This is a genomic window from Arachnia propionica, from assembly GCF_003859805.1.
Classification (GTDB): Bacteria; Actinomycetota; Actinomycetes; order Propionibacteriales; family Propionibacteriaceae; genus Arachnia; species Arachnia propionica_C.
Window position 1 is genome coordinate 158,307 of sequence record NZ_RQZG01000006.1, and the last position, 14,257, is coordinate 172,563.

The following is a 14,257-nucleotide window of genomic DNA, read 5'->3' on the forward strand; positions in this document are numbered from 1 at the left end:
ATGACAGTTCGTGGGGTCAACAAGCTGTGTGTCGTGGGGGCCGGTGCGGTCGGCTCGTCGCTGGCCTATGCCAGCCTGATCAAGGGTGTCGCCCGTGAGGTGGTGCTCTACGACGTCAACGGCCCGAAGGTTCGGGCCGAGGCCCTGGACATGGCGCACGGCAGCCAGTTCATGCCCCAGGTGCGGATCACCGGTGCCGACGACCCGGAGATCACGCGTGGCTCGGACGTCGTGGTCATCACGGCCGGTGCGAAGCAGCGGCCGGGGGAGACCCGGATGGATCTGGCGGCCTCGACGGTGGGGCTGATGAAGAAGGTGGTGCCACCACTGGTGGAGCGCTCCCCGGAGGCGATCTTCCTCATGGTGACCAACCCCGTCGACGTCACCACCTATGCGGCGTTGAAGATCAGTGGGCTGCCGCGCAACCAGCTGTTCGGGTCGGGGACGGTGCTCGACTCCTCCCGGCTGCGCTACCTCGTCGCGGAGGCCTGTCAGGTGGCGGTGGGCAATGTGCACGCCTACATCGCGGGTGAGCACGGGGACTCTGAGATCCCGTTGTGGAGTTCCGCGACGATCGGTGGGGTGCCGTTGCTGGACTGGGCGCGTCAGTACGGGGTGCTCGATGAGGAGATGCGTGACACGATCGCCGATCAGGTGGTCAATGCCGCCTACGAGGTGATCGCGGGCAAGGGGGCGACGAACTACGCCATCGGCCTGGCCGGCACCCGGATCATCGAGTCGGTGCTGCGCAACGAGCACCGGGTGCTGCCGGTGTCCAGCCTCGTCGACGACTGGTACGGCATCAAGGACGTCTGCCTGTCGGTGCCGACACTGGTGGACCGCTCCGGTGCCGGGAGACAGCTGCGTCTCCCGCTGACCGACGGGGAGCTGGGCTGCATGCACGAGTCCGCCCAGGCCATCCGGTACACCCTGTCCACGCTCGGGTTCTGATGCCGTCCCGACGGCGATGTGAGCAGTCGACCTGATCGAAAGTTAAACAACTTTTCGTGGTTCGCGATGCTGTCCTGACAGGGCTGCGTCGCGTGACTGCGCGGTTTCAAGCACCCTGTCAGCCGAAAGGCCAGAAGTGATGACATGCTGTCCGCCTTTCGGTTCACCTTAACTTTCGATACTCTCCTTCCGTTGTGCAGGGAGGGCTCCTGAGGCCACCCTGACCGTTCCAGGTGAAGCTGAAGGAGTGAAGATGCAGCCGTCACTGCAGGCCAACGCGTGTCAACGCGTGGTGGCCGTGGTCACGGGACTTCTGACGGTTCTGGCGATGTTCCTCATCGCCGGACCCGCGCAGGAGGCCCGGGCCGATGACAACAAGGGAATCACCTTCTCGGAGCTGACGCTCCACGAGACCAACACCGATGGGGCCGTCATCAATGACGGCACGCTCAGCGTCGGGAGCCGCGTCAAGTTCTCACTGAGCTACGACGCCTCCCAGGCCTCGGTCAAACCGGGTGACTCGTTCACCGTCACGCCCCCGGCCTACATGCAGATCCGTGAGACGGGAACCTTCCCGATGAAGGCGGCCGACGGTTCCGAGGCCGGCTCCTGCGTGCTACGGAACATCCCCGCGCCGTCCGGGCAGCCCTGGTACAAGAACGTCCCCGAGGTCACCTGCACCTTCGGTGAGGCGATCCGTGGCATGCACGACGTGGCGGGCACCGTCGACATCGGGATGAGCATCGACGACGTCAGCGACTCCGCCACCGCCGAGATCACCATCAACGGCAGGATCGAGACCGTCCCCCTGCCCTACGGCAAACCGATCGGTCCCTCCCCCTTCACCTCCAGCAACTGGGCCGGGAAGTGGGCCTCCTCCCCCTACCGCGAGTCGACCGCCATCCAGTGGACGATCTACGCCGGTGGACCCTGGCTCGCGAAGCACTACAAGCCGGGTGAGACCGTCGTCATCACCGACCGGCTGGGTTCCGGTCACCTGCTCGCGACGAACGCCGGTGACCAGCGCGTCGGCACCCTGAGCGAGATCTGTCCCGACCCGAGTGTTCCTCACGGCTACGGTTCCAAGGAGGTCGCCCGGGTGGGCAAGGACCTGGGCAAGGGATTCACCCTGAGCATGGTCGAGAACGACGCCAGGACCGAGATGCAGGTCGAGTACTCCGGCCCCTTCAAGCAGGAGTGCAACTACAACCTGACCTACCACACCGCCTTCCCCGAGGGGGCGAAGATCACCCGTGGTCAGCGCTACGAGAACAGCGGTGAGTTCGTCGGCAGGAACCACACCGTCACCGCCGCCACCCACTACGTCCAGACCTTCGACGCCACCATCCGCTACCGCAAGGGCTTCGGCTCCTTCAAGGTGGTCAAGCTGGTCGACGGCGCCGGCTTCCCGGCGGATCAGAAGTTCGACGTGACCATCAACTACGAGCTGCCCCAGGGCAGGACCGCCGCGGACTACCCCGACTGGAAGGCACCGTCGAACCCGACGAAGTACACCGTCGCCGTCGGCATCGGGACCACCTACGAGGAGACCTTCCCCGAGGGCACGAAGGTCACCGTCACGGAGGAGGTCATCTCCGCGAACCCGGCCCCCGAGACCGGCCTGTGGGGTGACTTCCGCTTCTCCTCCTCGGAGCAGGGCGTGACCATCGCCCCGGACGGCCGTTCCGCCACCTTCGCCGTCGTCGACCAGAAGGCACTGGCCCTGGAGCTGACCAACACCTGGCTGCCGAAGGAGTTCGCCCCCTTCAAGGTCACCAAGAACGTCGTCCCGGCGGGTCTGGGGGCCGACCAGGAGTTCCCCGTCGCCTACGAGTGTGACTCGATGGGCAACCGCAACACCCCGGCCACCGGCAAGCTGACCATTCGTCCCGGCAAGGAGAGCACCGTCGGTGAGTTCCCCGTCGGCACCAGCTGCCGCATCACGAGCGAGGACGACGTGCTGATCGCCGAGCACAGCATCGTCTCGAAGGACCTGGGCGAGACCGTCACCATCGCCAAGGGTGGGGCCAACACCGTGACCGTCACCAACACCTACCGCGCCAACGAGATCCCCGTGTCCATCGGTGACCACGTGTGGCACGACGTCAACCGCGACGGCCTGCAGTCCGAGGGCGAGGCCCCGATCGCCGATGTCAAGGTGACCCTCAAGGACGCCGACGGCAAGGAGCTGCGCAGCACCACCACCAACGCCGAGGGCTACTACTACTTCGTCGACCTGGTGGCGGGGCAGAAGTACGGGCTCACCTTCACCGCACCGGAGAACGGTGTCTTCACCACCCAGGACGTGACCGGTGGGGATGACGCGAAGGACTCCGATGTCGACGCCGAGGGCAACCTCGCCTTCACCGCCCCCGCGAAGGGACGCAACGAGGCCGGGCCCGGCAAGGCGGACGACCCCACGCTGGATGCCGGGATCGTGTGGCCGAAGGTCTCCGTCGGGGATCGCGTGTGGTGGGACGACGACCGCGACGGCCAGCAGGATGAGGGCGAGAAGCCCGCTGCCGGGGTGAGCGTGGTCCTCAAGGACGGGCAGGGCGGTACCGTTGCCGAGACCACCACCGATGACAACGGCTGGTACGCCTTCCGGGACCTGCAGCCCAGCACGGAGTACCAGATGCTGTTCACCCTGCCGACCGGGGCCGCTTGGACCACGGCGAACCAGGGTGATGACGCCACCGACTCGGATGTCGATCCGAACGGGACGGTGCGGTTCACCAGCCCGGCCAGTGGCATGAACGAGGTCGCGCCCGGCAGGGCCGACGATCCGACGATCGATGCCGGCCTGGTCAGGCCGGAGCCGACCAAGGAGGTTCCGCCCACGCCGCAGCCGTCAACGCCGCAGCCGCCCAGGGAGACCCCGAACAAGCCGCAGCCCCCTGCCACCCGGCCGGGACTGCCCAAGACCGGGCACTGAGCGCCAGGACCCCCGTCGACACCGGTCGACGGGGGTCCTGCCCGCTGCTCAGGGGTGACGGCCCTCGCGTCGGAGTCGGGAGACCACCCGGTTGAGTCCGACCGCGGTCAGACCCAGGTAGTTGGCCGCCTGCCGTTGGGAGACGAGGGAGGCGGCCCGTGGGAACTCCTCCAGGAAGGCCAGGTAGCGCTGCTCGGCGTTCATGGTCAGGAACTGGTACTCGCGGTTCATGTGGAAGGTCATCAGACGCAGCACGCTGATGTTGAGCAGGGCCTGCCAGTTGGCGTGTCTGCGGGCGAAGTCGGTGATGAGTCCGAGCCCGACGCCGACCAGTCTGGCCCGCTCCAGAGCCACCCCTCGCTTCCTGGCCTGGACCAGTGGGGAGTCGTAGACCGGATGGGCCGTCGACAGTCCCAACAGTTCCCCCAGTTCCCGGGGGAAGGTGCTGATGAAGATGTCACCGGTCTCCAGGAAACCGGCGATGTGGGTGCGCTCCGCCAGGTCGAACTGTGAGCTGAGGGTGCCCTCCCACACCCACCACATCATCGGTTGGTTGCCGCCGGGCAGGGGATCCCCCCGATTCAGCGTCGCGACGACCGCCATGGCGGTGATGGCGGGAAGGTTGGGGAGCGCTCCGCCCACCGTGGTCTCCAACTGTTTGACCACCTTGTGCTCCAGTTGGCTTCCGACGAGGGGTTTCACGGCACGCATGGCCGTAGTGTAGGCCGATGGGCCGAGGCTTCGTCCCGAGATCGAACCAGAGGCCCATCGAGGTCGCACGGAAGTCGTGCCCCGGTCCATGTCGGCGGACGACTTTTCAGGCCCTGGGGGCGATGGTTTCCGGGCGCGTTGTCAATAGCGTGGTGGGTGCAGGAACACTCCGTGTTGAAAGGCGAACCATGACTTCCCAGCCAACGACCACCGTGGCCCCCGCCTGTGGGGCCCAGCACCTCACGAAGACCTTCGGTGCGGATGGTCCCCGCCCCGTCATCGCCGTCAACGACGTCTCGTTGACCATCGCCCAGGGGTCGTTCACCGCGATCATGGGACCATCCGGATCGGGAAAATCGACGCTCATGCACTGCATGGCGGGCCTGGACCGTGCCACCAGTGGGGGCGCCTTCATCGGTGAGTCCAATCTCACCGTGCTGCCGGAGAAGGAGGTGACGAGGATTCGTCGGGACCGGATCGGCTTCGTCTTCCAGGCCTTCAACCTGCTGCCCACCCTGACCGCGGAGCAGAACATCCTGCTGCCGTTGGAGCTGGCGGGGACCAGGCCGGACCGGGCCCTGTTCGACGAGATCGTCTCCTCCCTGGGGATCGCGGATCGGCTCACGCATCGTCCGAGTCAGCTCTCGGGAGGTCAGCAGCAACGCGTCGCGATCGCCCGTGCCATGGTCACCAAACCCGACGTGATCTTCGCCGATGAGCCGACCGGTGCTCTGGACTCCCGTGCCGGGACCGCCCTGCTGGCCTACCTGCAGAGCTGCTCCCGGGACCGGGGACAGACCATCATCATGGTCACCCACGACCCGAAGGCGGCGGCCTATGCGGACCGCGCCCTGGTGCTCTCCGACGGTCGCATCGTCGACGACGTGGAGCACCCGACCGCTGACCTGATGCTGTCCAGCCTCGGCCGTCTGGGGGCATGATGATCCGCGATGCCGTCAACGAGATCCGGCTGCACCCGGGTCGTTTCGTCGCCACGCTGCTGGCGGTGGCCATCAGCGTCGGTTTCATGGCCGCCATCGTGGTGGGGGTCCGTACTGAGGAGAACGCCGTCGGGCAGAAGGGCACGCTCTGGTTGTCCAAGGCCGATGTGGTGGTCAGTGGGGTGGAGGGTGAGGCCGCCGAGATCACCGAGCGCATCGCGACGGTGGACGGGGTCGACGATGTCCTGGCACTCAAGACCACCCAGGCCCCGCTCAGCAAGGGAGACCGGTCGGAGTTCTACGCCCTGTACGCGGTTCCCGCGGAGAACTTCCGCTGGTCCGGGCTCCTCGAGGGCTCCTGGCCGAGCGCACCCGATGAGATCGCCCTGTCCAAGCAGAGCGCCGAGAAGCTCGGCGCGCGGGTGGGAGATGTCGTCACGGCGGGGCTCGGCGGTGGAGAGGCCGATGAGGAGGGGACCGGTGAGGCCGAGATCAAGGTCGTCGGGTTGACCGATGACCCGGCCCCCCTGTTCGGTGGGGTCGGCTACTTCGCCCCGCAGATGGAGGCTGGTCAGACAGCGGCGATGCTGGTGCGCACCGGCACCCCCGACGCCACGATTCCCCGGATCACGGCTGAGCTGGGCCAGGACTTCGGTGCTGATCTCGAGGTGACCACCGCGGAGGCCTTCCGTGCCAGTTACCTGAAGGAGCTCACCGGTGGGTTCGAGATCTTCCGCAACATGCTGCTCGGTTTCGCCGGCATCTCGCTGATCGTCGGCATGATCATCATCGCCAACACCTTCACCATCCTGCTGACCCAGCGGCGTCGGCAGATCGGGCTGCTGCGTGCCGTCGGGGCCTCCTCGGGGCAGGTCGCGGGACGGTTGGTGATCGAGGCCTTCCTGCTGGGGCTCGTGGGCTCCCTGCTCGGGGTGGGGATCGGATACCTCGTGGCCCTGGGGGTCTCCCTCTACACAGGCTCTCTCGCCTGGGGGCTGGCCTTCCCGGCCGGTGAGCTGCTGCTCGCCGTCCTGGCCGGAGTGCTGGCCACGGTGGTCTCCGTGATCGGACCGTCGCTGAGGGCCACCCGGATCAGCCCGCTGGAGGCCCTGCAGGTGGTGCCGACGGCGGCGCAGAGCAAGCGCCTCGGCATCGTGCGCGGCGTGTTCTGCGTGCTGTTCGCACTCGGTGGGGGAGCGCTGCTGCTGCCTGCCTTCCAGGACCAGAAGGCGGGTCTGCTGTGGGCGATCGCGGGCTGTGGCCTGCTGTCCCTCGCCGTGCTGCTGGCGGCCCCGTTCTACGTCAGCTTCCTCATCCGTGTGGTGGGCGGGCTCTTCTCCGCCACCGGGCCGACGGTCCGCCTGGCGGTCGCGAACTCCGTGCGCAACCCCCGTCGGGCCTCCGCCACCGCGGTGGCACTGATGCTCGCTGTGGGGCTCGTGGTGACCCTGCAGGTCGGGGTGTCGACGATGCGCAGCTCCGCGGTGCAGGCCATCAACGAACGCTATCCGGTGGACATCCTGGTGCGCGCCGAGAAACCCCTGGAGCCTGCGCTGATCAATGAGCTCAGGGCGGCCGGGGCCGTGAGCGCGGTGGCCGAGGTGTCGTCGAGGACGATCGCGGTCACCGACAGGCAGGGCGAGCCGTTCGAGTTCATCGTCCGCAACGTCAACCCGGCCCGGGAACAGCTGGGGCTCTCCGACAAACTCGCGGCCTCGGACGGCACCATCGTGGTGGGCAGGTGGGCCACTGACTTCTTGCCGGAGACCGTCGAGGTCCCGGGTGCGGGCTCCCTCAAGGTGGTGGGCTCCGACAGTGTGGAGTCCAGCGAGGCCGCGGTGTCCTCGGCCACCTTCGAGCAGATCACCGGCACCGCCGAGATGCGCGAGGTGTGGCTGAAACTCGTGGACCGGACCTCGATGTCAGGACTGAACGAGGTGATGAAGATCCTGGAGGGGCGCGAGGGTCTGCAGACCGGGGGCAGCGCGGTGCTGGCCGGGGTCATGGAGCAGGTCATCAACGTGGTGCTCATCGTGCTGACCGGGCTGCTGGGTGTGGCCGTGGTGATCGCACTGGTGGGCGTCGGCAACACGCTCGGTCTCTCGGTGCTGGAGCGGCAACGCGAGTCGGCCCTGCTCCGGGCGCTCGGGATGCAGCGGTCCTCGCTCAGGAAGATGCTGCTGGTGGAGGCGCTCCTGCTGGGTGCGGTCGGTGTCGGGGTGGGCATCCTGGCCGGGGTGTTCTTCAGCTGGGTCGGTGTGACCACATCGCTGAACATGTTCCCGGAGGACCAGAAGATCGATGCGGTGTTCTCGGTCGACCTGCTCTACACCGGAGGTCTGATCCTGGTGTGCATCCTGGCGGCGGCGCTCGCCTCGGTGCTGCCCGGCCGTCGTGCCGCGAACGCCACCCCGACGGAGGCGCTGGCCGCCGACTGACCCCGGGCGCGAACCACAACGGAGCAACGCCCCGCCGTCACCGAGTGACGGCGGGGCGTCGCCGTGTCTCCCGCCGGGTCCCAAGACGGGCGAGGAGGTGTGCAGGAACCGCGGAGGAAAATCCGTCCGGTGTCGATGTGCGACGGGGCAGTGTCTTTCGCCAGCGGTTCGTGCTCGTCAGGGGAGCCGAGTCAGGGGCGGAAGAGAGAGGGCCGGGAGCGCCGCGGGACGGCGGACGGAGACTTGCCTCTGCTGTCTCTACTGTATATGCTGTATATATACAGAAAGGAGGTGGCGTGGACATCATCCTGTCCAACACGAGTGGGATCCCGATCTACGCGCAGATCCAGGACCAGATCAAGGCCGCCATCCTGCGTGGCGACGTGGCGGAGGGGGAGGCCCTGCCGTCGATCCGGGCCCTGGCTCGCGACCTCAGGGTCAGCGTCATCACCACCACCAGGGCCTACGCCGACCTCGTCGCCGAGGGATTCCTCGCCAACGTCCCCGGCAAGGGGTACTACGTGCAACCCCGCAACAGTGAACTCGTCCGCGAACAGGTGCTGCGGCAGATCGAGGGCCTGATCGGCGACGCGGTCGCCCAGGCCCGGCTCGCCGACATCCCCGACGCGGACCTCCGCCAGATCCTCGACCTCGCCCTCGACGCCCAGGAGAACTCATGACCCCCTCACCCTTCGTCCTCTCGGCCGTGACCAAGCACTACGACGGCTTCACCCTCGGCCCGCTCGACCTCGAGGTGCCGCGCGGCTACGTCACCGCTCTCGTCGGGCCGAACGGGGCCGGGAAGACCACCGCCATCAAACTCGGCCTCGGGGCCTGCCTGCCGACGAGCGGCCGGGTCCATCTCCTCGACAAGACCCGTGTCGGTGTGGTCCTCGACACCCCGCCGTGGCCGTCGCACTGGAAGGTGAGGGAGCTGGGCACCCTGCTCGGCCCCTTCTACCCGAACTGGGACCAGGCCCGCTTCGAGCGGCTCGCCCAGTGGGCCGGGGCGGAGATGAACAAGAAGATCGGCGAGCTGTCCCGCGGCGCGGGCATGAAGCTGCAGCTGGCCTTCGCCCTCGCCCTCGGCGCCGAACTCCTCATCCTCGACGAGCCCACCAGCGGTCTCGACCCGCTGGCCCGCACTGAGCTCCTCGACCAGGTCGCGGAGTTCATGACCGACGAGCGGCACGCCGTGCTGTTCTCCAGCCACATCACGAGCGACCTCGAACGCATCGCGGACCGTCTCGTCGTCCTGGACTCCGGACAGGTCACCCTCGCCGGGCAGCTCGACGACCTGCGGGAGCAGTGGGCGCTGGTGCGCGGCGGGGCCCGGGGCCTCACCCCTGATCTCGAGGCGCGGCTGCACGGCCTTCGGCGGCACCCGATGGGCTGGGAGGGCCTCATCGCAGCCCAGGACCTGGCGCTGTGCGGTGCCGATGTCGTCGCCGAGTCCCCCACCATCGAGCAGCTGCTGCTGCATCTCGTGAAGGAGCCGGTCCATGCGTGAGTTCACCAACGTCGTTCGCGTCGACCTCCGGGGCATCAGCGGATATCTGGTGGCCCTGGTCGCGGTACTGCTCGTCCTTGGGTTCCTGGGACACTTCGGGGTCGGGGAGGTCGTCGTGACGCCGACCGGGTCAGTGGTCTTTGCCTTCCTCTTCATCCATACGATCTTCACCTCCCGTCGTCCGGGCTACCCCCTCGGTGTCTTCGAGCTGCTCCCGGTGCGGCCCAGGACGGTCCTGCTCGCCCACTACACCGCCGCCGTCGCCCTCTTCCTCGTCGCCGTGGTCATGCATGTCGGCCTCCTGGTGGTCTTCGAGAGGCTCGGCCATGCCCTGCCGGAGCACTGGGTGGAGAGGGTGACGTGGATGTCGGGAATCGGCCTGCTTTTTCTGGGGGTGGCACTGGCGTTCCACTGCTCCGTCTCCTCGGGCCGTGCCACCTGGGTTCCCGTGGGTGCCATCTCGCTGGTTCTGCTCGTCGGGGGCGTCTTCCTGCTGATGAGGTGGGGTGTACGGGGCACGTGGGGCATGCCGGTCGCCGGGGTGCTGGGGATCATCGTCTCGTTCCTCTTCGCCCTGCCCTTCGTCGAGAAGGAGGCCCGATGATTGGGGTCCATCCCGTCGCTGGTCCGGCTGGAACCGTGGTGGGCGCTGCCGCTCGCCGGTGTCCTGTTCTCCTTCTTCAGCGCCGTGCCCGCCATCGCGAAGGAGATCCGCTGATGAGGAGCACTCCGGGACGGCTCCGGGACCGGTTCGTGGGTCCTGCCCTCCGGAGCTCGTCACCGTTCAACCCCACCGAGGTCACGGAGGACGTCCATGCGTGAACTGACGGCCATGGTGCGGTTGGACCTGCGTGGCCTGCGTGAGATGGTCCTGATGGTTCCCATCGTCATCGGGGTGTTCTGGCTCCTCAACTGGAACGCACACCCCACGTGGGTGATCAGCGCCATGATGATCCTCATCTTCATGATGACCCAGAGCCTGTTCCGGTTCGGCCTGTTCGCCGCGAAGGTGCCCCTGCTCGACGTGCTGCCGGTCCGTCGGCGCACCGTCGTGGTCTCGCACTACCTCATGATCCTCGCCAGCTCACTGATGGTCTGCCTCGTCGGGGCGGTGATCTTCCTGGTGCTCCAGGGGGTCGGGGTCGTGGTGCCGCAGGACTGGGGGATGCAGCTGCTCGCCTCCCTGGGGGCCATGCTGCTTGTCATCGGGCTCATCGTGCCTCACTGGTGGCGGCCCTGGCGGAGCTGGCGGACCGCCGTCGCACACCTGCCGTTGTTCGGGGTGGTCTGCCTGGTGGTCATCCTCATCGCGGCGCACACGACGGGAAACCTGCCCCCGGCCTGGAGCTCCTTCCTGGGGGCGCACGGCCCGTGGTTGCTCCTGGTCATCGGGGTGTCGGTCCTCGCAGGTTCCCTGCCCGTCACGCTCAGCACCGCCGAGCGTCTGGACCACTGAGAGGAAGAGATGTCCGCACTGTTGGCCGTGATGCGGGTGGAGCTGCGAGGTCTGCGACGCCATGCCGCCCTGTTCCCTCTCCTCGTCGGGGTCACCGTGGTGATCGCCGTGCTGCTGGATCGTGACCCGGCTCCCTGGCTGATCCCCGTGGTGGCGTTCCCGGTGGTTCGTCGCGTGATGGACGCGACGGATGAGAAGGCACTGATGTTCGACCTGCTGCCGGTGACACGGCGCACCGTCGAGACGGCGCTGGCCCTGTCGGCCCTGGTGGCCACGTTGTTGCTGTGTGCTGCCTTCACCGTGCTGGTGTCCCTCCTCGGGGCCGTCGGGCTGGGCCGGGTGCTCGCGATCGATCCGTCCGGCGGTTGGGGGGTCAAGGCGTCCATCTTCACCGGGACCATGCTGCTGGTGCTGGGGATCATGGAACAGCTGGTGCTGCGCTTCGGTGCCACCCGGCGACTCGTGCTCCCGGTGGTGATGTTCCTGGTGGCGTTCCTCGGGTTCTGCTGGGTGCTCCAGCAGGTCTCTGAACGCCTGCCCGTGACGGTGAACGCCTGGTTCGCCGGCTCTGCCCCGTGGCTGCCGTTCCTCCTCGGAGTCATCGGGTACCTGGCGCTCATCCCGCTGAACGTCCGGGTCCGCGAGCGCCAGGACCACTAGGCTGGGCTGTCATGACCTCTGAGAGCCGCGTCCTGCTGTGCCGCCACGGCGTCACCGACCACACCATCACCGGGATCTGGGACGGCCGAGGTGGTGGTGACCCCGCGCTCAACGAGCAGGGACGCGCCCAGGCCGACGACCTGGCGCGACGGGTCAGGGCCTTCCTCGGTGAGGTGCCGGTCAGGGTGATCTCCTCGTCGCTGGCCCGGGCCCGACAGACCGCCGCCCCGATCGCAGAGCTCTACGGGGTCCAGGTGGAGCCCGATCCGGCCTGGGATGAGCTGGGCTTCGGGGAGTGGGACGGTCTGAGAGGCGACGACCTGCGCAACCGGTTCCCCGACGAGATGCTGCGGTTCTGGGCCGACGAGACCTTCCGTCCGCCGGGTGGCGAGTCCCACATCGAGCTCCACGCCCGGGTCCGCATGGCCTTCGACCGGCTGCTCGACGATGGTGGGACCACCGTCGTCGTCGCCCACTGGGGGCCCATCATGAGCTGCCTCCAGACCGTGCTGGGGATCGACCTGTTGCCCGCGCGTCGCATCAACCTCGCGGCCACCTCCATGACCTCCTTCGTCACCAGCTGGCAGGGCCCCCTGGTCGAGTTCGTCAACGACCTCGGGGTGAGACCGAGCGCGCACTGACGTGTGGCCGGGAGGTGCAGTCCGCCACCCCGAGCGCCCCGTTCGTGGTGCCCCCGATGCGGTTCACCCCGCGCGGCGGTAGGCGGAGACCGACGGCTCGTCCGGCAGCCAGAAGCGCCACGGGAAACGTTCCCCGTCGCCGCCGGGTCCCGAGACCCCGACCCGAGGACCCGTGAGCCAGGTCGTCGGTGCGACCTCGGGCCGCCACCACGACCACTGTTCGCCCATGAGATCCGCGCCGTCGGCCTGTCTCGACGAGCCGAGGGCCTGGCCCAGGTTCCCGGGACCACGTGCCAGCTGATGATCCAGCAGACGTGTTCGACGTGGCCGGGCGCTGCGACGACCCCTGGCCAGTGCCAGCCCGTCGACCACCTCGCCCGCCCGAAGCAGACACCCGGTGCCGACACCCTCGCCGTCGCACACCACGTTGAGGTTGAAGTGCACCCCGTAGCTGAGATAGCAGTACAGGTGCCCGGGCGGACCGAACATCGTGGCGTTGCGCGGGGTCATCCCCCTGAAGGCGTGCGAGCCGGGATCATCGGCACCGGCGTAGGCCTCCACCTCCGTGATGCGCACCGCGACGGTGCCCTCGGTGGTCGTCCTCACCAGCAGCCCGCCCAGCAGCTGCGGCGCGAGGGCCACCACCGGCTGGTCGAACCACTCACGCGACGCCCGACTGAACCCCTCCATGACCGGCGAGCGTACCGGGATTTGGGGCTCCCGACGCCCCGGGGTAGGCTGAATCAGCTGCCTGGCGAGGGACGAGACGTCCGTGATCGACTAGCAACCCCTTCAGGCGTGCACCCGTTCAACCCCTGAAGGAGGAGACATGGCCAACCTGAAACTGGCTGCCACCACCCGCACCGTCTTCGGCAAGGGCGCCGCCCGCAAGCTGCGTCGCGCCGACCTGATCCCCGCCGTCATCTACGGCCACGGCACCGACCCGGTCCACGTGTCGCTGCCCAACAAGGACACCTTCCTGGCGCTGCGCAATGCCAACGTGCTGCTGGAGATCACCATCGACGATGCCAGGAAGCCCGTGCTGACCCTGCCGAAGCAGGTGCAGCGCGACCCCATCACCGGGTTCCTGGAGCACGTGGACCTGCTGCTGGTCAAGGCCTCCGAGAAGGTCTCCGTCGACGTGCCGATCAACTTCATCGGTGAGCCCGCCGGCAAGGACTCGCTGGTCAACCACGAGCTGATGGCCCTGCCCGTGCTGGCCCCCGCCACCTCGATCCCGAGCGAGATCGAGGTCTCCGTCGACGGCCTGGAGGTCGGCGCGCAGATCGTCGTCGGTGACCTGGAGCTGCCCGAGGGCGTCGAGGCCACCGCCCCGGCCGACCACCTCGTCGTCACCATCAACATCGCCGACGCCGAGCCGGTCGAGTCGGCCGAGGGCGATGTCGACGGTGCTGCGGAGGGCGACGCGGCCGAGTGAGCACCCACCTCGTGGTCGGGCTCGGGAACCCGGGCCCGACGTACGCCCCCACCCGGCACAACGTCGGGTTCTGGGCGGTCGACGATCTCGCCGACCGCCTGGGGGTGAGGTTCTCGCTGGCGAAGGGGCAACGCGCCGAGGTGGCAGCCGCCCATCTCGACGGCGAGCACAGGGTGTTGCTGGTGAAACCCACCACCTTCATGAACGAGTCCGGTGCCGCCGTCGCCGCCGTCGCCAGGTTCCACAAGGTGCCGCCCGACCGGGTGATCGTCATCCACGACGAACTCGACCTGGAGCCGACACGGCTGCGACTGAAGCTCGGCGGAGGGGACAACGGGCACAACGGGTTGAAGTCCATCCGGGCCCATCTCGGCACCGGGGACTTCCTGCGCATCCGGGTCGGCATCGGCCGCCCCCCGGGTCGCCAACCGGCCGCCGACCACGTGCTGGCCAGGATGCGCCCCGCCGAACTCGACGCGATGCGCGTCGACGCGGCGATCGCGGCCGATGCCGCCGTGAGACTCGTCACCGACGGGCTGGTCGTCGCCCAGAACGACTTCAACAACTGAGAGGGCA

General features: G+C 68.0%; 13 protein-coding genes and 1 pseudogene. 12 read left to right on the forward strand and 2 right to left on the reverse strand.

The annotated features are described in order from the left end of the window. On the forward strand, window positions 1-951 hold the full coding sequence (locus tag EII34_RS07055) for an L-lactate dehydrogenase (protein WP_124844333.1): 951 nt from the start codon (window positions 1-3) through the stop codon (window positions 949-951). A 253-nt stretch (window positions 952-1,204) separates the two neighbouring features. Next, window positions 1,205-3,886, forward strand: a complete 2,682-nt coding sequence (locus EII34_RS07060; RefSeq protein WP_124844335.1) for an SdrD B-like domain-containing protein — start codon at window positions 1,205-1,207, stop codon at window positions 3,884-3,886. Between the two features lie 48 nt (window positions 3,887-3,934). Here EII34_RS07060 and EII34_RS07065 read toward each other — a convergent pair whose 3' ends face one another. Further along, entirely contained in the window at window positions 3,935-4,597 is a 663-nt protein-coding gene (locus EII34_RS07065; RefSeq protein WP_124844337.1) for a Crp/Fnr family transcriptional regulator, read from the reverse strand. A 221-nt stretch (window positions 4,598-4,818) separates the two neighbouring features. Here EII34_RS07065 and EII34_RS07070 point away from each other — a divergent pair. The 8 genes and pseudogenes from EII34_RS07070 to EII34_RS07105 all read left to right on the forward strand — a co-directional run. Continuing rightward, window positions 4,819-5,538, forward strand: a pseudogene (locus EII34_RS07070) (ABC transporter ATP-binding protein); the annotation flags it as partial. Then, the gene (locus EII34_RS07075; protein ID WP_124844341.1) at window positions 5,535-7,976 is read left to right on the forward strand and encodes an ABC transporter permease; all 2,442 of its coding nucleotides are present in this window, start codon (window positions 5,535-5,537) and stop codon (window positions 7,974-7,976) included. The pseudogene EII34_RS07070 and the gene EII34_RS07075, both read left to right, overlap by 4 nt. A gap of 296 nt (window positions 7,977-8,272) precedes the next feature. Continuing rightward, window positions 8,273-8,656 carry a GntR family transcriptional regulator gene (locus EII34_RS07080; RefSeq protein WP_124844343.1) on the forward strand — a complete coding sequence of 128 codons (384 nt, stop codon included), beginning with the start codon at window positions 8,273-8,275 and terminating at the stop codon, window positions 8,654-8,656. Next, window positions 8,653-9,486: an ABC transporter ATP-binding protein gene (locus EII34_RS07085; RefSeq protein ID WP_124844345.1), complete on the forward strand. Its 834-nt coding sequence runs from the start codon at window positions 8,653-8,655 to the stop codon at window positions 9,484-9,486. The genes EII34_RS07080 and EII34_RS07085 overlap by 4 nt, the downstream gene beginning before the upstream one ends. Next, window positions 9,479-10,090 (forward strand): hypothetical protein, encoded by a 612-nt coding sequence (locus tag EII34_RS07090; RefSeq protein ID WP_124844347.1) that lies wholly within the window; start codon window positions 9,479-9,481, stop codon window positions 10,088-10,090. The genes EII34_RS07085 and EII34_RS07090 overlap by 8 nt, the downstream gene beginning before the upstream one ends. A gap of 210 nt (window positions 10,091-10,300) precedes the next feature. Next, window positions 10,301-10,942 (forward strand): ABC-2 transporter permease, encoded by a 642-nt coding sequence (locus EII34_RS07095; protein ID WP_124844349.1) that lies wholly within the window; start codon window positions 10,301-10,303, stop codon window positions 10,940-10,942. Window positions 10,943-10,951: 9 nt separating this feature from the next. Next, complete coding sequence (locus EII34_RS07100; protein ID WP_124844351.1) at window positions 10,952-11,602, forward strand: hypothetical protein; 651 nt, start codon at window positions 10,952-10,954, stop codon at window positions 11,600-11,602. 11 nt (window positions 11,603-11,613) lie between these two features. Next, window positions 11,614-12,243, forward strand: a complete 630-nt coding sequence (locus tag EII34_RS07105) for a histidine phosphatase family protein (protein WP_124844352.1) — start codon at window positions 11,614-11,616, stop codon at window positions 12,241-12,243. 63 nt (window positions 12,244-12,306) lie between these two features. Here EII34_RS07105 and EII34_RS07110 read toward each other — a convergent pair whose 3' ends face one another. After that, window positions 12,307-12,933 carry a DNA-3-methyladenine glycosylase gene (locus tag EII34_RS07110; RefSeq protein ID WP_124844354.1) on the reverse strand — a complete coding sequence of 209 codons (627 nt, stop codon included), beginning with the start codon at window positions 12,931-12,933 and terminating at the stop codon, window positions 12,307-12,309. Window positions 12,934-13,072: 139 nt separating this feature from the next. Here EII34_RS07110 and EII34_RS07115 point away from each other — a divergent pair, with 139 nt between their 5' ends. Together EII34_RS07115 and pth are read left to right on the forward strand one after the other, a co-directional pair. After that, window positions 13,073-13,681 carry a 50S ribosomal protein L25/general stress protein Ctc gene (locus tag EII34_RS07115; RefSeq protein ID WP_124844356.1) on the forward strand — a complete coding sequence of 203 codons (609 nt, stop codon included), beginning with the start codon at window positions 13,073-13,075 and terminating at the stop codon, window positions 13,679-13,681. Next, window positions 13,678-14,250 (forward strand): aminoacyl-tRNA hydrolase, encoded by a 573-nt coding sequence (gene pth / locus EII34_RS07120; protein ID WP_124844358.1) that lies wholly within the window; start codon window positions 13,678-13,680, stop codon window positions 14,248-14,250. The genes EII34_RS07115 and pth overlap by 4 nt, the downstream gene beginning before the upstream one ends. The last annotated feature ends 7 nt before the right edge of the window (window positions 14,251-14,257 follow it).